Below are 22,173 nucleotides of genomic sequence, written 5' to 3'. Positions count from 1 at the left end.
CGCCAGTGACGGGCTTCTTTTTTATACAAGTAACGGTAATTTCATAACAGCCTCTTCAACCGAACGCACTATATGATTTGCTTTCTCCTTTACATATGGATGGGCATGATGAAGAGTAAATGAATGCGGGGTTACTTCAAACATAGAAATATCATTGAAGGAATCTCCAATACAAGCAACTTCATTTGCTTCAATTTGCAAATGGTCCATTAGTCGCTTTAGAGCACTCCCCTTACTCACGCCTCTTGGCATAATATCAACATAGCGTTTACCTGATATAAAAACTTCCGCTTCGCCTTGAAACATATCTCGTAGCTCTTGATCTAACGTCACAATTTTCTCTTCTTCTCCAAAAACAAACAATTTTGCAGGGTGTACAGTCTTACCAAACTCTTCTTCTAACGCTTCAATTTCAGCGATATGCACGCCCATATACGCTTCAAAATTATGGTGATGTTCATTTTTCCTTTTTGTATATCGTTGCTCATTTGCACAAACAATATCCGCTAGTCCTTTTTTATGTATATATCGATATATTTCCTGGGCAACCGTATTTTCAAAACTCGATTCATGAAATAAATTCCCATCTGGAAGTAACATTGTCGCTCCATTTAAGCCAGTTGTGTAATATGGGAATGAAAACCTTTTTACAACTTCATCAATTCTGTGTGTAAAGCGGCCAGAGGCAAAACAAATATTTGTCCCTTTCTCAGCTAACCAACACAGCGCACGTTCATCTTCTTTTTGCATATGATTCACATCGTAAACGAGCGTGTCATCTAAATCACTTACAAATAATTTAATCATGTCCTCTTCCCCTTCCATACACAATATCTACTCTAAGTGTACACAAAAAATGTTTGATTTTTGTTAAAAAACAATAAATTTTTACTAAAAAAAATAAACGGGTGTATAATCCCGTTTATTTTTGTCTTTTTACATTTTGAGGTCTTACAATACTTGGTCGTACTTTTAAACTAGACATCGTTGGACGGAGTAAAATTTTTGTTAACGCGCCCCAATCAAATGGTAAAAACGGCCATAAATAAGGTGTTTGTAAACTTTTTATAGACGTTAAAAATAAAATTAATATCGTCATACCAATTACAAATCCCATCTCATGGAAGAGACCTGTTAAAATAATAACAAACAATTTCCCAACCTTATTTCCTAATCCTAATTCATAACTCGGTGTTGCATATGCACCAATCATCGAAACCGCTACATACAAAATTACTTCTGGCACAAACAAACCTACATCAATTGCAATTTGACCAATTAATATGGCGGAAATCAACCCTGCTGCAGACGATAATGGGGTTGGAGTATGAATAGCAGCCATCCTTAAAAACTCAAGTCCGACCTCTGCCATTAACACCTGTAATAGGATTGGTAAATGCGTCATCTTAGTCGGTCCAATAAAAGCAAGATTTGCTGGTAAAAGAGTTGGATCAAATACAAACACTAACCAAAATGGTAATAAAAATAACGAGAATATAACACCTAAAAAGCGCACCCAGCGTAAAAATGTACCGACAGCTGGATTTTGTCTAAACTCTTCTGCATGCTGTAAATGGTGAAAATATGTTGTCGGTGTAATCATAGCACTTGGCGATGTGTCAACAAGTACTAACACATGTCCTTCTAGTAGATGATTTGCTGCTACATCTGGCCTTTCTGTATATCGAATAAGCGGGAATGGGTTATAGCTTTGCTTTACAACAAATTCTTCTACTGTTTTATCCGCCATCGTAATTCCATCTACATCAATGTTATTTAATTCTTGTTTTATAATCTTTACTAAATCTGGATTTGCAACATCTTGAACGTATGTAATACAAATATCCGTTTGTGATCTATCTCCTACTCGAACCATTTCATTTCGAAGTCGTGGATCTCGAATTCTCCTACGAATTAACGCTGTATTTACAACGATATTTTCAACAAATCCATCCCTCGCACCGCGTACTACCTTTTCGGTATCTGGTTCTGTCGGTGTTCGCCCTGGATAACTACGAACATCAATCGCGAACGCTTCCGTTTCACCTTCCACAAATATCACAATGAGCCCTGATAATACTTGGAGCATTACCTCATCCATCGTTTTCACTTTGCTTACTTGTTGATGGATTAAGCGATTCTCTAAAAGCTTCACTGTATCTTCTTCTACATCCCTTATCTCATTTGTATCCACCGCTTCTTCTAAAATAGGGATAATATAATTTGTATCACAAAGTCCGTTTACAAATAACACACCGATTTCTTTATTCAAAATTTGAAATTTACGAATGCCAACATCGTATGTAACGCCTAGTCCAACTGTCTGCTTTAAATAATTTTCATTATCACTTATGAAAGTTGATATAGGGATATCCACTTTTTTAGGCTTCGTCATAAAAACCACTCCTTTCCAAAATTAATTGAATCGCTTTTCTAGTAATAGGTGATCCCCTCTCCCATTCATCATTCCCGCACATCTTACCAATGTCACCGACTCCAACGATGACAGGAACATTCAAGTCATCTAAACAATAAATTGTATCTCCGCTAATTCTGCCAATTTCACCATCTGGAAGTCCAAATTTATCAACACCGTATTCGGTTAAATTTCCGTTCCGATCTACACTTACATCTACACGTGCCCATTCCCAATGATGCGTATTAGACGCTACCGCTAAAATACCGAGCACATCAATTTGTTTATGGGTAGCTACATATTTTAAAGCCTTTTCACCAGATCCTTCTCCAATAAATCCACTGTCATCAAACATGACAAATACAGGGTCATATGGCGTTTGCATAATAAGCTCAACAACTTTTTTCCCTGTCAATTTGGTTGGATTACTTTGTGATGCTGAAATACACCTTCCCCCAAATCCCTTTGTTAAAAGCTCAATTGTCCGCTTTGCATATTCATCTCCATCTGTGACCAAAACAACCCTTCGTCTCATTTGATTTATCCTTTCGGTTTACATATAAGTGCTATAAAAAACGAAAACAATATCGCTGCGGAAATGCCCGCAGACGTTAAACTAAACATGCCAATACCAATTCCTAAATATCCATGTTTTTCTGCTGCATGCATTGCTCCGTGCAATAGTGAATGTCCAAAACTTGTAATAGGGACTGTTGCTCCAGCACCTGCAAACTTTATTAGTTTATCGTACAATCCAAATCCATCTAAAATTGCTCCGATGACTACAAAAGTTGCCATTAAATGAGCTGGTGTTAACTTTGCGAAATCTAACAATAGTTGCCCAATTACACAAATAGCTCCACCTACAAGAAATGCATATATAAAATCCACAATTCACTCTCCTTTAACTCTCTCAAATACGACACCATGTGCAATTGTTGGAATCGTTTCTTTCTGTTGCATCATTATCGGGCTTAATAATGCGCCAGTGGCAACGACAAAAATTCGTTGTAAATTCCCTTTTTGCATCTCGTGTAATAAATGGCCATATGTGACAACTGCTGAACAAGCGCAACCACTACCACCTGCAAACACTTCTTCTTGACTTGATTCATAAATCATTAATCCGCAATCATTGTATATATGTCCAAGATCGTAACCTTCCTCAAGTAAAAGTTGTTTTGCAATCGGTGTCCCAACAGCTGATAAATCACCCGTAACAATCAAATCATAGTCATCGGCACTTCTTCTTAAATCTTCAAAATGCTGTTGAATTGTATGAGCTGCTGCTGGAGCCATCGCTGCCCCCATATCCAAAGGATTTGTGATTCCTAAATCTTGCACTTTTCCGATTGTAGCCGCCGTAATTTTAATTGCACTTTTTTCATTGCTAATTAATATAGATCCTGCACCAGTCACAGTTGAATTTGCTGTCCCTGGTTTTTGCCCACCGTACTCTGTTGGATAGCGAAATTGTCTTTCAGCCGTTGCATTATGACTACTTACTGTAGCTAAGACACGATTTGCAAATCCACCGTCTATAAAAGCTGAGCCAACTGCTAAAGTCTCCATAGACGTCGCACAGGCGCTAAACATTCCTAAAAAAGGAATGCCCCACTGACGCGCAACATAATTTGCTGTCACTGTTTGATTTAATAAATCTCCCGCTAAAAAGAAATCAATTTGCGATGTTTTTATATTCCCTTTTTGCACTGCTTGTTGAATTGAGTCTGACATTAATCTTCGTTCGGCGAGCTCCCAATTTTCCTCTCCACAATGCAAGTCATCATATGAAATATCAAAATCTTTTCCAAGAGGGCCCTCAGCTTCTTTCGGACCGACAGCAGTACCCGTTGCATTCACATATATATCGTTTTGAAATACCCACGTTTGTTTTCCGGTCAACCTCATACTAGCCCCTCCTTTAAGACATAAAAATTTTAAAGGTATACCTTATTAACCCAATGATATATGCACCAACAACCCCAAATACAATCACACTTCCTGCCAGTTTAAACATATTTGTCGCAATCCCTAGAACAATCCCTTCACTCTTATGTTCTAAAGCAGCGCTTGCCATAGAATTTGCAAATCCTGTTACCGGTACCGCTGATCCTGCTCCAGCAAATTGACCGATTTTATCATATACACCACACCCCGTTAAAATCGCGGATAATAAAACAAGCGTTGCAACAGTTGGGTTTCCTGCCTCTTGTTCACTGAAGTGAAAATAATGTATATAAAATTTCATCAATACTTCTCCAACTGTACAAATGAGTCCACCTACAAGAAATGCTTTGATACAATTTAGTAAATAGTTTGGCTTTGGATGATACTCCTTCACTTTATTTATGTAATCATCCTTCAACTTCTGACTTGTCATTTATATATTGCCTCCTACTTTACGAAATAAATCCAGTGAAACAACGATCCTATTACTTTCCCAAGTACAAGAGCAACGAGTAAAACAATAATCTTCCCCTCTACCCCTACTCGTTTAGCTAAAATAGGTAGAACATTTAACACCTCTGTTAATGCCGCAGCGAGCATTCCAATGAACGTACCACAAAATAGCCCTAATATAACGAGCCAATATTGCGACGTTTGAAGTGTAATGTTTTTCAAACTGCACCAAGCCCCTGTTAAAGTACCTGCAATGACTGCCCACTCAAAATATTGAATATGCTTTCCACTTCTCGTTAATTGGGCTAAACGGGGGATTATACCAAGTACAGCTAAAAATGCGACATATCCGCTACCTACCGCTATCCCTCCAGCTAAACCAATTAAAATAACAAACCCAGACTCAATCATCGGCAAGTTGTTTCATATTATCCTTGTTTTCATTAACGATTACATACTGATCAAGTGACTGTTGGTATTGAAACATCTCAACTTCTAACGGACTCGGCTCTTCATTAATTCGTTTTTGAAATACATGATTAAAGAATAGAACCATCCCTAAACCAAGACCTAAAGAATAAGGAATTTGAAATAAAAGTGGTTGTGCATTGAATTCTCCAGTAATCATGTAATATAACCGTTGATGTACTTGTTGCATACTTACATCCTCATGGAAATAAATGATTGCAAGAGCTGCTCCAATGAAAAGTAAAAGCCATACAAGCCCGAAAAAAATTGGGTGTGCCTTCTTTTTTTCGTATATAATTTCAACAAGAGTTTGTCCGGAACCGAGTAAATTAATTTGTACGTGAGATGCTTTCTGTTGAATAATCTCAATTACTTTCATAACATCAATTACAACATGCGTCTTATCATGCGCTGTTATTTTGTAAACTATCTCATTTTGTAACAACTCAACTACGGAAGAATCTCCGGCAAGTTGAGCAACATCGCCCAGCTTTACTTCATAAGTAGGAGAAACTTTTAAACGATTGCGCATTTTAATATAAATCGTTTGTTCCAACTTTCATTCACCCCTTCACTCTTCCTCGTAGTTGTAGTATGGTTATTGAATTTTTTTCTAATACAATTTTTTCATAAAAAAACATCTGCACCATTTTGGTACAGATGTTTTTTACTTATGCCTTTTTCTTAAATAAGTTTGCAATACTTAATGCAAGCCCTCCCCAAATGACTACTATTCCAATAACCATCATCATAATCGCTGATCCACTCATTATGAAACACCTCGATCTTTCCATTCTTTTTCAAGCTTGGCAGAATCCGAATGAATTTGTGCATCCCATTTTTTCAGGCCAATGATTATTGCAACTATGAGGAATGCTGCTGCTATCGACCAACCATACGTTACAACAAACTCAGTCGGATAATCTCCGTAGTTCTTTTTAATATTTTGGATTGTACCATCAATTAGCATATAGCCTAACATAAGCGGAGTAATAACGAGTAAACTCACTCTCCAAAACGTTCCTAATTTAATATCAGATACAAAGTTTGCATGATTTTGATAAACTGGTAAACGGCGTAAAATGAGCCCTATCGTAACTACTTCCGCAAGCGCAATTGTAATTAATCCGAAATTATTAGCGAAATAGTCGACAACATCTAAGAACATAAGTCCACCACGTGTTGCAAAAACAAGAGAAACTAACACGAGAAGGGTTCCCATAATTCCAATAGTTTTTTCCCGACTTAAACTGAATTTTTCAGATACAGCGGCAAAGCATACTTCCGCGAGTGAAATAAGTGATGTAATTCCAGCAACCGTTAACGATAAGAAAAATAAAACACCAAACAACGGTGACATCGGCAATTCATTAATAATTTGGGGAAATACTACGAACGCAAGCCCAACGCCAGCACTTGCTACTTTATCAACCGGTACTCCCATATTATTTGCCATAAATCCAAGAGCTGCAAAGACCCCAATACCTGCTAATAATTCAAATCCTGAGTTTGCAAATCCAGTAATAAAGGCATTATTTGTTGTATCCGAGTTTTTCGGTAAATAACTAGAATACGTAATCATAATTCCAAATGCTAAAGATAAACTAAAGAATATTTGACCGTAAGCAGCAAGCCATACTTTCCCATCAAAAATACGACTCCAATCTGGTTTAAAGAATGCATCTAGTCCTTGCATAGCACCTTCCATCGTCACTGCACGAACAACGATAATAAGGAACATAACAACTAATAAAGGAATAAATATACGGTTAACAACTTCGATTCCTTTTTTAACTCCTTTAAATGCAACGCCAAGCACAATAATCCAAACGAGAGCTAACGGAATTAATACTTCTGGTACAAGTCCTCCAAATTGTCCTGGCTTATCTGCAACATGTAAGTACTCTTTAAATAAAAATGATTGCGTGTCTTTTCCCCATGCTCCAGTAATTGCAAAGTATGTATACGATATAGACCAAGCAATAATCACTGCATAATATGTTGAAACGATAAATGTTACGCACATTTGCCACCATCCAATAAATTCTGCACGCGGGCTAATACGGAAAAATGTAAGTGGTGCTGAGCCACGATGACGATGACCAAGGGCAAACTCAAACGCTAACAATGAAATACCAGTCGTTAATAATGCAAATAAATACGGTAAAAAGAATGCTCCTCCTCCATTTTCATACGCTGTATAAGGAAAACGCCATATGTTTCCTAATCCAACGGCAGATCCGACCGCTGCGAAAATAAATCCAGCCCTCGTTCCCCATTGTTGCCTCGTTTCCATGTTTCCTTCCCCCTTTATGACAAGTTCATACTTGGATTATATTTTGAATTGACTAAATTATCAATAAATTCTGTTAATTTTTGCAAAAATTAACATCTCTCTCCTATTAACGGCATAAAAAGATCGAATAGACAATTATTCGTCTATTCGATCTTTCATCTGTTTTAATATTTTCTTTTCAAGTCTTGAAACTTGTACTTGCGAAATGCCTATGCGCTCGGCTACTTCTGACTGTGTTTGATCTTTATAGTAACGCAAGTATACAATTAAGCGCTCTCGTTCATCTAGTTCTCTGATCGCTTCTTTTAAAGCAATTTTATCGAACCATTTCGTTTCAGATTGATCTGCAATTTGATCTAAAATAGTGATTGGATCTCCATCGTTTTCATATACAGTTTCATGTATAGATGAAGGGGCCCGGCTCGCTTCTTGTGCTAGAACAACTTCCTCTGGCGTTAGTTCTAGTGCCTCTGCCACTTCATTAATCGTTGGAGCCCTTCCGAATTCTTTCGAAAGCTCATCTCTCATCTTTCGAATTTTGTTTCCTGTTTCTTTTAAAGACCTACTAACTTTCACTGATCCATCATCGCGTAAGAAACGTTGTATTTCACCAATAATCATTGGAACTGCATATGTTGAAAATTTCACGTCGAAAGATAAATCAAATTTATCTACCGATTTCAAGAGCCCAATACATCCAATTTGAAATAGGTCGTCTGGTTCGTATCCTCGATTAAGAAACCGCTGTACAACCGACCAAACGAGGCGCATATTACTTTGAACGATTGTATCTCTCGCTTGTTGATCTCCATCTTGACTTTTTTGAATTAACGCTTTTAGCTCGTGGTCCTTTAACTGAGGTTTCTTCTTCTCATTTTTGACCTCTATGTCCATAGGCTATTCTCCTTAATTGCATAGAGCGTTACTATTTGATAAGTATTTTGTCAAATGGATTGTTGTCCCGAAAGATTCGTTTGAAATAACTTCTACTTCATCCATAAAATTTTCCATGATAGTAAATCCCATTCCGGAACGCTCTAATTCAGGTTTAGTTGTAAAAAGGGGTTGTCTCGCTTCATCTAAGTTAAAGATTCCAATCCCTTCATCTCGAATCGTGAGTTTCACCATTGCTTCTTCCAAAATTACAGAAATATAAACAATACCTTCTGCATTTCCTTCGTATCCATGAATAATTGCATTTGTAACCGCTTCTGACACAACTGTTTTAATCTCCGTTAATTCTTCCATCGTTGGATCTAGTTGTGCAATGAAAGCCGCCACTGTAACGCGAGCGAATGATTCATTTTGACTTAATGCTGAAAATTGAAGGTTCATTTCATTTCTCATCTATGCCACCCCCAACGTCGCGAGCGCGTGCGCTTCACTTTCTTCTAAGCGAACGATTTTGAATAAGCCAGACATTTCAAATAAACGCTTAACAGGCGGTGAAATTGCACAAACAACCATTTCTCCACCTAATCCCTTTACGTGTTTATATCGGCCTAATATAACACCTAGACCAGAACTATCCATAAACGATAAGTTCTCTAGGCTCAAAACAATATGATGAACACCATGTGTCTCAATCATATCTGTTACTTTCGTTCGCAACTCTTCAGCCGTATGATGATCTAATTCACCCTCTAGTCTCACACATAGGACGTCACGTTTTACTTCTAATTGCATGGAAAGACTCACACGATTTCCTCCTTATGCTCAAACTTTACTTATTCACATACATAAAGATTTTCGTGATATAAAATAAGAATCCTTCCTGCTGACAAAAGAAGAACTATTTCGTCATAAAGTGAAACCTTTCAGCATTATTCACTTACATACGAATAGAAAAGCGGCAAAATATTTGCCGCTATTTTGATGTTGAAAACATCCCAAAACTTCTTTTAAATAACTCCCACCAGCTCGCTGCAGCAACATCTTCTTTTGCTATAATTGTTTGTTTTAATAAAACATCTTTATCTTTTTTTATAACAAGGGTGCCAAGCGCGTCACCTTTTTTAATCGGTGCTTTTACTTTCTTTTCAGCAATTACTTCTTGTTTTACCTTGTCCATATTCTCGCCCTTCTTCATAAGAAGAGAAACATTATCTGACGCAACTAAATCTACTTTTTCTTTTTTCCCTTTTCCTACTTGAACTGTCTTAATTTTTTCGCCGCGCGTATACAATTTCTTTGTCATATATTGTCCAAATGCATAGTCAAGAAGCTTTGTCACTTGGTTGTTCCGTTCTTTTGATGTTGGTGCTCCCATGACAACTGAAATGACACGCATACCATTTTTTTCAGCCGATGCTGTTAAACAATATTTCGCTTCTGTCGTAAAACCTGTTTTTACTCCATCTACGCCAGGATAAAAACGTACTAGTTTATTCGTATTAACGAGCCAAAACTTTTTATCCGTATCTTCACGTAAATAATCTTCGTACTTACCTGTGTATTTACGAATAAGTGGATACTTCATCAATTCTCTCGCCATTATAGCCATATCATTTGCTGTCGAATAATGGTCTTTGGCCGGAAGACCTGTTGGATTTTGAAAATGTGTATTTTTCAGCCCTAAATCTTTCGCCTTTTTGTTCATCATATTTACAAATCCTTCTTCTGAACCTGCGATGTGCTCGGCTACTGCAACAGATGCGTCATTTCCAGATGCAATTGCAATACCCTTTAACATCTCATTTACAGTCATCTCTTCCCCAGGTTCTAAAAAGATTTGCGATCCACCCATTGAAGCTGCATGTTCGCTTGCTCTAACTTTATCGGTCAGTTTTAGTTTTCCTTTTTCAACTTGTTCCATAATTAAAAGCATTGTCATAATCTTTGTCATACTAGCAGGTGGTAATTTTTCATTTGGGTTTTTATCAAATAAAACTTTACCTGTATCTTGCTCAATTACGATTGCTGACGACGCTTGTTCCGCTAACTTCGGCGTTGTTTCTTCTGTTTTCTCCTGCTTCGTTTTTTCAGATTGCGCAAAACTCACTGAAGTTCCAGAAAGCAATAACATGAAACAAACAAGTATTCCAAAAACTCGCTTCATGACTAACCCTCCATTCTATATCAGACCTATTTTTTCCAATTCTCCTTTTTTTAATACCAATTTTTTCTATTATTTTCAGTTGACAAATACATTCGTCCCCTATATTGTATTAAGTGTATTACACATAGTAGTACACTTAATACACATGAGGAAGGAGACATTGCTCTTGCATATTCAACTTGACCCAAGAAGCAACACTCCGATATGGGAACAAATTGTTCAAAATATAAAAGAACTCGTATTGAAAAACATGTTGGCTCCAAGTGATAAACTTCCTTCTGTACGCGAACTCGCTTCTTTACTCGTTATAAATCCAAATACAGTGAGTAAAGCGTATCAAGAGTTAGAGCGACAAGGAATTATTGAAACGTTACGAGGAAAAGGAACATTTGTATCCCAATCGATTACCCCAACATTAGACGAAAGGAAAATCGCTATGGTTGAAAAGCAATTTCATCAATTACTATTAGAAGCCTCTTATCTTGGTATTACGAAAGATAAAATTCATGATTGGATAGATTCATACTATAAAGAGATTGGAGGGAATACGGATGTTGAAAGTGACAAGCTTGAAGAAAACAATTGATAATCAAACAATTTTAGACGATGTTTCTTTCACATTACAAAAAGGTAGTATCGTCGGATTACTTGGAAGAAATGGTGTGGGGAAAACAACTTTATTACGAACGATAGTCGGCATTTTAGACCCAGATGAGGGAACTGTTACATATGAGGATATCGACATTCATAAAAATCCTGAAACGAAACAAAAAATCGTATATGTCCCGGATTCTACTAACATACTGAACGGTTATACAGTAAAAGAAATCGTGAAGTTTTATAAAGCAGTTTATACCGCATTTGATGAACCATATTTCTACGAACTACTAGAACGTTTCAACTTACCAAACAAACGAATTCGTAGTTATTCAAAAGGAATGAAGGCACTGCTTGCCATCATTTTAGCTGTTGCTGCACAGGCAGAATATATTATTTTAGATGAACCAACAAACGGACTTGATCCTATCGTTAAAAGACAGATTTTACAGTTTCTCGTTGGAGAAGTTGCAGAAAAAGAGATTACCATTTTCATATCTACCCATCATTTAGATGAAGTTGAACAAATTGCAGATACAATCATCATATTAAAAGGACATACCGTATCTTCTATTACATCACTAGACGATGCAAAATCACAATTTGCTAAAATTCAAGTTGCTTATGAACGATCATTACCTCAAAAACTAGAAAACTTAAGCAATATTAAAATATTAAATCAAACGGGAAAAGTATATACGATTTTAATTGAAGGAAATGTAGCTGTAACGCTTGAGAAGTTTTATAAAGAGCAACCTATACTCATTGAAGAATTAACAATGTCACTTGAAGATATTTTTATCACTACATTTGAGGAGGATTCACATGTTTCATAAAGCTTTATGGATGAGGCAATGGAAGCAAGGAAAATATATAATTCTATTATTTTGGTTAACTAGTTTATATCAACTACCTTATAAATATTATCAAGAAGCGCAAATGCAACTAAAGCTATCAAAAATGAAGTTTGGTGACTATGCATATTACTACTCCTACTATTTTCAGACATCTGATGGTGCCGTCTTCTTTCAAGGAGCTACTCTAATTGCACTCGCTTGTCTTTTAATTGGATGGGAACGTAATAATCAATCAACTGATTTTCTATTCTCGATGCCTTTTAAACGAAAGGATATTTTTTTAACAAAATGGTGGCTTGGTGTTTTGAATATTATTATAGTACAAATTGTTTGCTGGATTAGCATGTACGGAATAAAGAACATGTCGTTTCACAATGAGTATCAAACCTTTGCTCCGTTCTATAGTTACTTTCTATATGCTACCGTTGTACTTATCGCTATTTATACATTCACCTTATTTATCGGGACTTTTACTGGACATATATTTTCTCAAAGTATTTTAACTATCATTCTATTATTTTTACCATACGGTTTTGGATGGTTAATTTCCGGATTCATTTATTCACACGCACAATGGTCTGTAGATGCAATCGGAGAAATAGAGCTCCATACTCATGAGTACTTACAACATATAGGTATCATTTCACCATTAGAATATTTTTCTATTACTTATGATTACCACCCGATAGAAACATTTGATGACTATGGCAATAAACTTCCCAGTGTATCACAAGACAATCCTACGGAGCGTATTTCTGTACCTTCTCCTTGGACACTATTAACACCATTTTCTTACATCATTACCTTTTTATCAATAGCAACCTTTCTATATACACGTACACCGAACGAACAAAGTGGAAAAATACTATTGTTTCCTAACTTGCAAAAATGGTTCATAATTTGCACTGTTCTATGCTTCGGACTACTTGGTGGTAGAATATTAGGCGGACGAGATGCACTTCTGTCTTATTATGTTGGATTTTTCCTATTCGCTACCATAAGTTACTTCATTTTTACACGTCTATTAAAATTGAAGTTTGCTTTTGTAGGGAAATAAATATGCATTAAGGTGGTGGATACATGTTTCCAAAAGCATCTTAGATGTGAAACTATAAACACGGAACAATGACATTAAATAGAAGCTGACGAAAAAGGTATATAATGACAAAAGAAGTATGTTATGAATTATTTAACTCTTATATGAACTAAATAAAAAAGGCATTGCACAAGAGCAATGCTTTTTTATTATATATCCCGATCTAAATAAAGAGGTTATTTCACATTCTCTCTCCTATCCCCATACACCATCTCTTCTTTCATCCCAAATCCATCACCATTTTGCACAATTTGCTCTGTCGGTGCAACTACACTTTCGGCAATTTTCCATTCCCCACGCTCTTTTACGAATACTTGTAGAAAATAGTTCATGCCATCTAATTGATATGCATTTTCTTTTTTCACATTATAGTGAATCGCAATGTAGTACACTTGAATGTTTTCTTTCCCTATTTTTGATACGTATTGCGATAGTCTCGGTATATAAAGTGCTGCTTTCTGAAAAGATAGTTGCTTCGCTTTAACAAGCGATGAACTTGTTACATTACGTAATGTGTCCCGATTACGAATATTATCGCTATGGTGGAATAATACTGCGTTTTGCATAGAACGAACCCATAATTTTGAATATAAGACTGTATTATCGTTTTCGATGTACTTCACTTCTTTTCGCACCACTTGGATAGGCGTATCTGCGTACGTGAATGTTTGAAAACAGAAAAAACTACCAAATAAAATGGTAAGTGCAGCAATATATTTCATAATCTTTCCTCCGATCTTTTAATTAAAGTATCGGAGTTTCAAAATATTTTTATTCAAAAGAAAAAGGATAGGAGTGCTTTCGCTTCCTATCCTCATTTATTATAATACGCGGCCAAATAGTTCTAAGACCATTTCTATTTCTTGGTCGCTCCAACCTTTAAATCTCTCTTTATAATATTCTTTACGCACAGCTTCAAGTTTTTCAGTTACTTCTCTTCCGTGCTCTGTAATTTCTAAGTACACGATTCGACGATCTGAATTAGAACGTTTTCTTTCTACTAATCCTTTTCGTACGAGACGATCTGTAACAGCTGTAATATGACTGGAGGTTACGTTTACTTCACTCGCAATTTGCGAAGCCATCTGTGGACTGTTTAAAAATAACGCACGTAATACAGAAAATTCATTATATGGCATATGTTCTGCAAAACGTGTATTAATATCATTTTGTAATAAACGTATCATTTTTCGAAATGATGCAGATAAATCTAAAATCAGCGTTTCTCTTTTTTCGTTCAATAGCCTCGTCCCTTTTTTATCATATTTACACATATTATAATCTATAAATACCTATGTTGTATATGCTTTCTTTCCTCAACATTCTCATTTATGTAACTTTTTTCATATAAATTTCTTTTTTGTTCACACATATACATATAAAAAGGATGGTGATGGAAAATGCAGGGTGGAATGAATCCTTATTTACACAACGTACGCACTGCTAATACTGGTAAAGAAGCTACTATTACTGTACAAGGAGAAGGTGTTGTAAAAGCAAAACCGAATGTTGTTATATTAACACTCGGCATTCGAACAGATGATAAAAATGTAAAACAGGCTCAAGAAGAAAATGCAGTGCAATCCAAACAATTGCTGGATGCACTTAAACAGCTTGGTATTGCCGATAAAGATATAGAGACGATTTCTTATACAATTACTCCTCAATACGAATATGTAAATGATAAAGCATTGCTACAAGGATACCGTGTAGAGCATTTGTATGAAATTACCGTTTTAAATGTACAAAAAGCTGGGGAAGTATATGATATAGCCGTTTCAAATGGCGCAAATGTAGCAAAAGGGTTACGTTTCCGAGTATCTCATCCAAATAAATATTATGAGCAAGCTCTCATTCAAGCTCTGCACCAGGCAGTAGAAAAAGCTCGTGCTATTGCGAGTACATATAATTTAAATATTAATCCTGTTCCCCTCTCATTCGTTGAAGAATCTGCCCAATTACCAAGGGAGGTTACGTCTTATGCTACTTTACATGCGCAAGCAGCTCCACCTATTCAATCGGGAGAATTAGAAATTATTTCAACAATACGGGCAATTTTTACGTATTTATAAATAATTTCATTTATAAGTAAACGTTATCATTTTCCTTGTTGTAAAAACATGATGTTCTGATATAATAAAGGACGGTGAGCTCTTACGAAAGAGATATCACGGGTGGGAGAGGGATATGAAAAAGAAGGTTTAACATGAAAGGAATACTTGAAAGAACATTTAAATTAGGTTTACACGAAACATCACCAAAACAAGAAGTTTTAGCTGGAGTTACGTCATTTTTCACGATCGTATATATTATGATTGTAAATGCGTCAATTTTATCCGATGCTGGCATTCCTCTTGAAGCTGGAATTTTAGCAACTGTTTTCAGTTCATTTGTCGGATGTCTACTCATGGCATTTTGGGCAAATGCACCTGCTATTCTTGTCCCTGGTATGGGTGTAAATGCATTCTTCACGTACACAGCTGTGCATACGCTTGGACTAACTTGGCAAGAAGCATTAGCTGCTGTCTTTATCTCTGGTATTATTTTTGCAATTGCCGCTTTTACACCAATCGCTCGCGTGCTATCAGTATCAATTCCAAAGTCATTAAAAGAAGCAATTACTGTCGGCATCGGATTATTTTTAGCGTTTATCGGATTGCAAAAAGGTGGTTTAGTCGTTTCGAACCCAAATACTGCTGTTGCAATGGGTAAATTAAGTAACCCTGTCGTTCTTGCGACCGTGCTTACTCTTATCGTTGCACTTGTACTATTTATTCGTAACGTACGTGGAAACTTTTTATGGACGATTGCAATAGGAACTGGTATTGCATGGCTATTTGGCCTTGTTGATACAAGTCAAATCGGAAATAGTTCATTCTCATTCGCTAATTACGGCGATGTGTTTGGAGCTATGTCATTTGGCAAACTTTCTTCCTTACCGTTTTGGATTGCAACATTCTCCTTAAGCATGGTGCTTATTTTTGAGAACATGGGACTTCTGCACGGTTTATTAGAAGATGACCGTAAATTCCCACGTGCTTACCAAGCCAATGCAATTTCAGCAATGACATGTGGTCTATTTGGCACAAGCCCTACCGTATCAACAGTAGAGAGTGCCGCAGGTATTACTGCAGGCGGAAAGACAGGTCTGACGTCTATCGTTACGGGGTTGTTATTCTTTGCATCATTGTTTGCACTTCCGTTTGTCAAACTAATTCCTAATAGTGCCATTGCACCAATCTTAATTATTATTGGCGGCCTGATGATTACAAGCATTCAGCAAATTCCTCTGAACGATTTTTCAGAAGGATTTCCAGCGTTCTTAATTATCGTCATGATCCCGCTCACATATAGTATCGCTGATGGCATTGCGTTCGGATTTATTGCTTACCCTATCTTAAAAGTTGCTCTTGGAAAGCGTAAAGAAGTCGCACCATCTATGTATATCATTACATGCTTATTCTTAGCTATGTTTGTATTACATGCTATTGGTTAAGAAAAAACACCGGGGAAATCCTCGGTGTTTTTTTACTTAAACCATCCTTTTTTATAAAACCAGGCCATCATTCCGCCGCCAATTAATGCCATTAGAAGAAGACAAATAAAATAACTATATTGTCCACCAAGCTCTGGCATATGCGTAAAGTTCATTCCATATACTCCCGCAATAAATGTTAATGGCATGAAAATAGTCGAGAATACAGTTAATGTTTTCATAATGTTATTCATATGATGTGAGTTTAATGAAAAATAACTATCCCGAATATCCGCCGTTAACTCTCGACTTGCCTCAATCATTTCCGTAAGTTTAAGTAAATGATCATGTATATCTTTAAAATAAATCTCATGATCACTTATACCGTAAAAACGAGTGGAATTCAAAATACGATACAATAAATCACGCATTGGAATAATTGTACGTCTTAACTTAGATAAATCTGCCCTAATATCAAATACTTCTTCTAGCACGGCTCCTGCTGTCTCACCTGTTAAATTATCATCAATCGCATTTAAATGATCTTCAATGTAATATACAGGTGCGAAATAATCATCTACAATTTGATCAGTGATCGTATGTGCTACATGTAAAGGCCCTTTCTTAATCCGCCTCTTCTCACCAAGTGTTTTCCATACTCTTTCAATTGCATTATTATGAGAAAAATGGAAAGAAACAATATAGCGATCACTAACAAACAAATCAATTTCATGTGGTTCTAGCCCATCTTCTCCAAACGCGTGAAGAACTAAAAAGTTATATCCATCATAAAAATCAACTTTTGGCCTCTGTACATATTCTAGACAGTCTTCAATTGCAAGGGGATGGAACTTAAAATGGTCTTGCAGAATATATGTATACTCTTCTTTCGTTGGCTTATATAAATCTAGCCAATACCATACAATATGGTCTTTCTTTGTTTCTTCTAGAGAAACATCATATAATACTTCATCAGTTTTTGTTACTGCACAAATTCTAATCATAATTTCACCCATTATTATTATAAACAAAAAATAGTAAAAAAAGCCAAGGAGAAATCTCCTCAGCTTTTTTTTATTACTTCGTTACGATACCGTGTACTAAAGTTGGTGCATCTACGTGTTCTTTAGAGATCTTCATGTTCTCATAAATTTTCGCTTTTACATCTTCAACATTTTCGCGGTTTGCGTAAATTGTAACAAGGGATTCACCTTGCTTCACGCTATCGCCTACTTTTTTGCGCAGCATTAGACCAACTGCTAAATCAATTTCAGACTCTTTCGTTGCACGTCCTGCTCCTAAAAGCATTGCTGCTGTTCCGATTTCGTCTGCAACGATTTCTGATACATATCCGTCTTCTTTCGCTTCCACTTCAATTTTAAATTGTGCTTGTGGCAATTTAGAAGGGTCATCAACAACAGATGCGTCGCCGCCTTGCGCTGATAGGAACGTTTTAAATGATTCTAGTGCTTTTCCGTTGTTCATTACTTCAATTAGCTTTTCACGTGCATCTTCTAAAGATGAAGCTTGTCCAGCAAGGTACACCATTTGACTTCCAAGTGTTAAACATAGCTCTTCTAAATCTTTCGGCCCTTTACCTTGTAATGTATCAATTGCTTCTTGTACTTCTAATGCGTTACCGATAGCTTCACCGAGTGGTTGACTCATATCAGAAATAACTGCCATCGTATTACGACCAACGTTATTACCGATGCGTACCATTGCTTCTGCTAAACGTTTTGCATCTTCATCCGTTTTCATAAATGCACCTGCTCCAGTTTTTACATCAAGAACAATTGCATCTGCACCAGCAGCAATTTTTTTACTCATAATCGAACTTGCAATAAGCGGAATTGAGTTTACTGTTGCTGTTACATCACGAAGTGCATATAACTTTTTATCAGCAGGTGTTAAGTTACCACTTTGGCCGATAACAGCGATTTTGTTTTCATTTACAAGACGCATGAATTCATCGTTTTCAATTTCCACATGGAATCCTGGAACTGCTTCTAATTTATCAATTGTACCACCAGTATGTCCTAAACCGCGTCCAGACATTTTCGCTACTGGTACACCTAAAGCAGCTACTAATGGACCTAATACAAGTGTCGTTGTATCACCAACACCACCTGTCGAATGCTTATCTACTTTTACACCTTCAATAGCTGATAAGTCGATTGTATCACCGCTATTTACCATTGCCATCGTTAAATCAGCACGCTCTTGATCGTTCATATCTTGGAAGAAAATTGCCATTGCAAGTGAACTTACTTGATAATCAGGAATATCACCATTTGTATATCCTTCAACAATAAAGTTAATTTCTTCTGTCGTTAATGCATGTCCGTCACGTTTTTTTGCAATTAGGTCCACCATTCTCATTGTGAAGTCACCCCTTCATTTGTTTTACGATTGCTTTTACTAATGCTAAGAAGTTAGCTTTAACACGTTCTGTCGTTTCAATTACTTCATCGTGGTGAAGTGGCTGATCTAAAATACCAGCTGCCATATTTGAAATACAAGAAATACCTAATACTTTCATACCAGCATGACGCGCTACAATTACTTCAGGTACTGTTGACATACCAACTGCATCTCCGCCAAGTGTACGAAGCATACGAATTTCAGCAGGTGTTTCATATACAGGACCTGTCATTCCTACGTATACACCTTCTTGTACTTTAATATTTAAGTCTGCTGCAACTTGTTTCGCCATTTCGCGAAGTTCTACTGTATATGATGTAGACATATCAGGGAAACGTACGCCCATTTCAGAATCATTCGGTCCGATTAATGGATTCGTACCCATGAAGTTAATGTGGTCTGAAATTAACATAAGATCGCCTGGCTCAAATGATGTATTTACACCACCAGCTGCGTTTGTTACAACTACTGTTTCTACACCTAGTTCTTTCATAACACGAACTGGGAATGTTACTTTTTGCATGTCGTATCCTTCATAGAAGTGGAAACGTCCTTGCATTGCTACTACTGTTACACCTTGAAGTGTACCAAATACTAGTTGACCTGCATGGCCTTCTACAGTTGATACTGGGAATTCAGGGATTTCACTGTAAGGTACTGTTACTGCGTTCTCAATTTCGTCTGCTAATACACCTAGTCCTGATCCAAGGATTAGTCCTACTTGTGGTGTCTCTTGAAATTTCTCTTTTAAGTATGAAGCTGATTTTGTAATAAGTTCACGATTCATTTGTTTATCCCCCTATTTCTTTAGCTCGTTTAAGAAGCTTGTTCCGTATTCTGGCATTTTCACACCGAAGTTTTCTGCTACTGTTGCACCAATATCAGCAAATGTTTGACGAAGTGGTAACTCTTGTCCGCCTTCTTTCATGCTTGGGCTATATGCTAATAATGGTACATATTCACGTGTATGGTCAGTACCAGGGTGAATTGGATCATTACCGTGGTCTGCTGTAATTAATAATAGATCATCTTCTTTTAGTTTTGCGAATACTTCTGGAAGACGTGCATCATATTCTTGCAGAGCTTCTCCGTATCCTTGTGGATCACGGCGGTGGCCGAATAATGCATCAAAGTCAACTAAGTTTAAAAAGCTAAGACCTGTAAAGTCCATATTTAATGTATCTACAAGCTTATCCATTCCATCCATGTTAGACTTCGTACGAAGTGATTCAGTTACCCCTTCGCCATCATAAATATCAGAGATTTTACCGATAGCAATTACATCGTAGTCACTATCTTTTAATTCATTCATTACTGTACGACCGAATGGTTTTAATGCATAGTCATGACGGTTTGGTGTACGTGTAAAGTTTCCAGGTTCACCAACGAATGGACGAGCAATAACACGACCTACCATGTATTTCTCATCTAATGTTAATTCACGTGCAATTTTACAAATTTTATATAATTCATCAAGTGGCACTACTTCTTCGTGTGCTGCAATTTGCAATACGCTATCAGCAGAAGTATAAACGATTAAAGAGCCTGTTTCCATTTGCTCTTGACCAAGTTCATCAAGAATCTCAGTTCCAGAAGCTGGCTTATTACCGATAATTTTACGGCCTGTTTTTTCTTCTAATTCATCAAGTAATTCTTTCGGGAATCCTTCTGGGAACACTTGGAATGGTGTATCAATGTAAAGGCCCATGATTTCCCAGTGACCTGTCATTGTATCTTTACCAGTAGATTTCTCTTGCATTTTTGTGTAATATCCAAGTGGTTTCTCTACTTTAGAGATACCTTTCATTTCTCGAATGTTACCAAGACCTAATTTCACCATGTTAGGCATTTGTAACCCATTCATATGTTCAGCAATGTGACCAATTGTGTCAGATCCTAGATCACCAAATTGCTCAGCATCTGGTGCTTCACCGATTCCCACAGAGTCCATTACGACTAGGAATATACGTTTATATTTATTCATAACTGCGACCTCCTATAAGTTCAGTTCTACTTCTTGTAGTATGTTCAAAACGCTATAAAGTGAAACTGTTATCCAAAAGAATTCTCATTGTCAAACAGTACTTCTTTAAATCATTTTCTAACCTATTTCGTTTACTTGAAACGATTCAAAAACATTTCTAGTTTTTTCTAAGTCAGATGTCAGACATCTGATACTGATATCATAACATGTTTACGCTTTCTTTTTAATACATTTTCGTAGAATTTCTCATTTTCTTCACACTTCTATTGTAATCCATTCTGCAACGAAGTGCTAATTTTTTTATGATTTATTTCTTCATATTAAAAATAAAAAGTAGCTCTAAAGAGCTACTTTTTATTTTACTTCTATTGTTTCTTCTTTATGTTCATGCAATTCGCCTTTTCTTACATGTACTTTCACTTTGTAAGCACCGTTCTCTTTGAAAGTATGTTTTGTTTCATACTCTCCTTTATTTCCTTCTTTCGCTGGAATAAATTCGTGTTTTTCAACACCATCTTTCCAAATCTCTAGTTGTACTTCAGCACCAGTTAATGCTTCTTCTTTTTGCTTTAAATGAACTTTCATTGTAGATTCAGCATTTGCCTTTATGTCTCCAGCCATAAGATGGATCATTGTGTCACTTTTATGATCTCCATGTCCTGCACTGTGATCACTATTTTCTTTTTTCGCATCTTCTACTTTCGCATTTCCTACAGCAACTTTCACTTCTGGCATAACGTGCATTTCACGTGCATTTGTGTGAGCAATAATATGGTATACTCCATCCGTTTCGAATGTTTTCTCTACTGCATAAACACCTTTTCCTTTATGCTTACCATCTAACATCTCATGCTTTTCGTCGCCATCTTTCCAAATTTCAAACTTTACATCATCGGCATCCGTTACTTTTTCTTTCCCTTGTGTAACAAGTGCTTGTACTTCTGTTTTTTCACCTGGTTTAATTTCTTTCGGATTTGTTTGGACTGCTACTTTTACAGCTTCAAGTTTCTGTTCTTTTTTCGGTTCTTCTTTGTTTGTATTACAGCCAGCCAACGCTAGCATCGCGATAAATAAAGTTATAATCAGTTTTTTCATCATC

26 protein-coding genes are annotated in these 22,173 nt (G+C 36.5%); 5 read left to right on the top strand and 21 right to left on the bottom strand.

Features of this window, described 5'->3' with window-relative positions; translation table 11 throughout:
- Positions 1-21: 21 nt before the first annotated feature.
- The 14 genes from AC1Q8L_RS12220 to dacF form a co-directional block, all read right to left on the bottom strand.
- Entirely contained in the window at positions 22-825 is an 804-nt protein-coding gene (locus AC1Q8L_RS12220; RefSeq protein WP_003271593.1) for a Cof-type HAD-IIB family hydrolase, read from the bottom strand.
- 97 nt (positions 826-922) lie between these two features.
- Positions 923-2,395: a spore germination protein SpoVAF gene (gene spoVAF / locus AC1Q8L_RS12215; RefSeq protein ID WP_000165595.1), complete on the bottom strand. Its 1,473-nt coding sequence runs from the start codon at positions 2,393-2,395 to the stop codon at positions 923-925.
- Complete coding sequence (gene spoVAEA / locus AC1Q8L_RS12210; RefSeq protein ID WP_492339439.1) at positions 2,382-2,951, bottom strand: stage V sporulation protein SpoVABEA; 570 nt, start codon at positions 2,949-2,951, stop codon at positions 2,382-2,384. Before spoVAEA ends, spoVAF begins: the two co-directional genes overlap by 14 nt.
- A gap of 5 nt (positions 2,952-2,956) precedes the next feature.
- On the bottom strand, positions 2,957-3,307 hold the full coding sequence (gene spoVAE, locus AC1Q8L_RS12205; RefSeq protein WP_000345907.1) for a stage V sporulation protein AE: 351 nt from the start codon (positions 3,305-3,307) through the stop codon (positions 2,957-2,959).
- Positions 3,308-3,310: 3 nt separating this feature from the next.
- On the bottom strand, positions 3,311-4,327 hold the full coding sequence (gene spoVAD / locus AC1Q8L_RS12200; RefSeq protein ID WP_001241140.1) for a stage V sporulation protein AD: 1,017 nt from the start codon (positions 4,325-4,327) through the stop codon (positions 3,311-3,313).
- Positions 4,328-4,340: 13 nt separating this feature from the next.
- Positions 4,341-4,799 carry a stage V sporulation protein AC gene (gene spoVAC / locus AC1Q8L_RS12195; RefSeq protein WP_000203808.1) on the bottom strand — a complete coding sequence of 153 codons (459 nt, stop codon included), beginning with the start codon at positions 4,797-4,799 and terminating at the stop codon, positions 4,341-4,343.
- Positions 4,800-4,813: 14 nt separating this feature from the next.
- Positions 4,814-5,230, bottom strand: coding sequence for a stage V sporulation protein SpoVAB (spoVAB, locus tag AC1Q8L_RS12190; protein WP_000572941.1), 417 nt, complete (start codon positions 5,228-5,230; stop codon positions 4,814-4,816).
- Positions 5,223-5,843 (bottom strand): stage V sporulation protein AA, encoded by a 621-nt coding sequence (locus tag AC1Q8L_RS12185; RefSeq protein WP_000438367.1) that lies wholly within the window; start codon positions 5,841-5,843, stop codon positions 5,223-5,225. The genes spoVAB and AC1Q8L_RS12185 overlap by 8 nt, the downstream gene beginning before the upstream one ends.
- Positions 5,844-5,958: 115 nt before the next feature.
- Positions 5,959-6,057, bottom strand: coding sequence for a methionine/alanine import family NSS transporter small subunit (locus AC1Q8L_RS12180; RefSeq protein WP_000016826.1), 99 nt, complete (start codon positions 6,055-6,057; stop codon positions 5,959-5,961).
- Positions 6,057-7,583: a sodium-dependent transporter gene (locus AC1Q8L_RS12175; protein WP_000450088.1), complete on the bottom strand. Its 1,527-nt coding sequence runs from the start codon at positions 7,581-7,583 to the stop codon at positions 6,057-6,059. Before AC1Q8L_RS12175 ends, AC1Q8L_RS12180 begins: the two co-directional genes overlap by 1 nt.
- Positions 7,584-7,718: 135 nt before the next feature.
- On the bottom strand, positions 7,719-8,477 hold the full coding sequence (sigF, locus tag AC1Q8L_RS12170) for an RNA polymerase sporulation sigma factor SigF (RefSeq protein ID WP_000350729.1): 759 nt from the start codon (positions 8,475-8,477) through the stop codon (positions 7,719-7,721).
- Positions 8,478-8,489: 12 nt separating this feature from the next.
- Positions 8,490-8,930 (bottom strand): anti-sigma F factor, encoded by a 441-nt coding sequence (spoIIAB, locus tag AC1Q8L_RS12165; RefSeq protein WP_001243398.1) that lies wholly within the window; start codon positions 8,928-8,930, stop codon positions 8,490-8,492.
- Entirely contained in the window at positions 8,931-9,281 is a 351-nt protein-coding gene (gene spoIIAA / locus AC1Q8L_RS12160) for an anti-sigma F factor antagonist (protein ID WP_000059135.1), read from the bottom strand.
- A gap of 169 nt (positions 9,282-9,450) precedes the next feature.
- Positions 9,451-10,641 (bottom strand): serine-type D-Ala-D-Ala carboxypeptidase DacF, encoded by a 1,191-nt coding sequence (dacF, locus tag AC1Q8L_RS12155; protein ID WP_000831997.1) that lies wholly within the window; start codon positions 10,639-10,641, stop codon positions 9,451-9,453.
- Positions 10,642-10,807: 166 nt separating this feature from the next.
- On the opposite strand from dacF, the gene AC1Q8L_RS12150 reads away from it, so the two are divergent.
- Genes AC1Q8L_RS12150 through AC1Q8L_RS12140 form a run of 3 tightly spaced genes read left to right on the top strand, consistent with a single transcriptional unit; the run spans position 10,808 to position 13,152 of the window.
- Positions 10,808-11,227, top strand: a complete 420-nt coding sequence (locus tag AC1Q8L_RS12150; protein ID WP_000548027.1) for a GntR family transcriptional regulator — start codon at positions 10,808-10,810, stop codon at positions 11,225-11,227.
- The gene (locus AC1Q8L_RS12145) at positions 11,193-12,074 is read left to right on the top strand and encodes an ABC transporter ATP-binding protein (RefSeq protein WP_025118446.1); all 882 of its coding nucleotides are present in this window, start codon (positions 11,193-11,195) and stop codon (positions 12,072-12,074) included. Before AC1Q8L_RS12150 ends, AC1Q8L_RS12145 begins: the two co-directional genes overlap by 35 nt.
- Positions 12,064-13,152, top strand: a complete 1,089-nt coding sequence (locus AC1Q8L_RS12140; RefSeq protein WP_000468508.1) for an ABC-2 transporter permease — start codon at positions 12,064-12,066, stop codon at positions 13,150-13,152. The genes AC1Q8L_RS12145 and AC1Q8L_RS12140 overlap by 11 nt, the downstream gene beginning before the upstream one ends.
- Positions 13,153-13,367: 215 nt before the next feature.
- Here the strand turns inward: AC1Q8L_RS12140 and AC1Q8L_RS12135 are convergent, their stop codons facing one another.
- Positions 13,368-13,913, bottom strand: a complete 546-nt coding sequence (locus tag AC1Q8L_RS12135) for a hypothetical protein (RefSeq protein ID WP_000873787.1) — start codon at positions 13,911-13,913, stop codon at positions 13,368-13,370.
- Between the two features lie 99 nt (positions 13,914-14,012).
- Positions 14,013-14,432, bottom strand: coding sequence for a MarR family winged helix-turn-helix transcriptional regulator (locus AC1Q8L_RS12130; protein ID WP_001003307.1), 420 nt, complete (start codon positions 14,430-14,432; stop codon positions 14,013-14,015).
- Positions 14,433-14,591: 159 nt separating this feature from the next.
- Between AC1Q8L_RS12130 and AC1Q8L_RS12125 the strand changes: the two genes are divergently transcribed.
- Positions 14,592-15,263, top strand: coding sequence for an SIMPL domain-containing protein (locus AC1Q8L_RS12125; protein WP_001161449.1), 672 nt, complete (start codon positions 14,592-14,594; stop codon positions 15,261-15,263).
- Between the two features lie 134 nt (positions 15,264-15,397).
- On the top strand, positions 15,398-16,687 hold the full coding sequence (locus AC1Q8L_RS12120; protein ID WP_000676249.1) for an NCS2 family permease: 1,290 nt from the start codon (positions 15,398-15,400) through the stop codon (positions 16,685-16,687).
- Positions 16,688-16,719: 32 nt separating this feature from the next.
- On the opposite strand, the gene corA is transcribed toward AC1Q8L_RS12120, so the two are convergent.
- The 5 genes from corA to AC1Q8L_RS12095 form a co-directional block, all read right to left on the bottom strand.
- A complete protein-coding gene (corA, locus tag AC1Q8L_RS12115) occupies positions 16,720-17,682 on the bottom strand; it encodes a magnesium/cobalt transporter CorA (protein ID WP_002026281.1) in 963 nt (320 codons plus the stop codon).
- Between the two features lie 61 nt (positions 17,683-17,743).
- Positions 17,744-19,048, bottom strand: a complete 1,305-nt coding sequence (locus AC1Q8L_RS12110; RefSeq protein WP_001243080.1) for a pyrimidine-nucleoside phosphorylase — start codon at positions 19,046-19,048, stop codon at positions 17,744-17,746.
- Between the two features lie 7 nt (positions 19,049-19,055).
- Positions 19,056-19,877, bottom strand: coding sequence for a purine-nucleoside phosphorylase (locus AC1Q8L_RS12105; protein ID WP_001078446.1), 822 nt, complete (start codon positions 19,875-19,877; stop codon positions 19,056-19,058).
- A 12-nt stretch (positions 19,878-19,889) separates the two neighbouring features.
- The gene (gene deoB / locus AC1Q8L_RS12100) at positions 19,890-21,074 is read right to left on the bottom strand and encodes a phosphopentomutase (RefSeq protein WP_001046079.1); all 1,185 of its coding nucleotides are present in this window, start codon (positions 21,072-21,074) and stop codon (positions 19,890-19,892) included.
- Positions 21,075-21,428: 354 nt separating this feature from the next.
- Entirely contained in the window at positions 21,429-22,169 is a 741-nt protein-coding gene (locus AC1Q8L_RS12095; protein ID WP_000733456.1) for a FixH family protein, read from the bottom strand.
- Positions 22,170-22,173 lie beyond the last annotated feature (4 nt).

Source organism: Bacillus sp. GW823-FHT06A11 (assembly GCF_058795355.1).
Note: the sequence above shows the minus strand (reverse complement) of the source record. Positions and strands in the feature narration are given on the sequence as shown.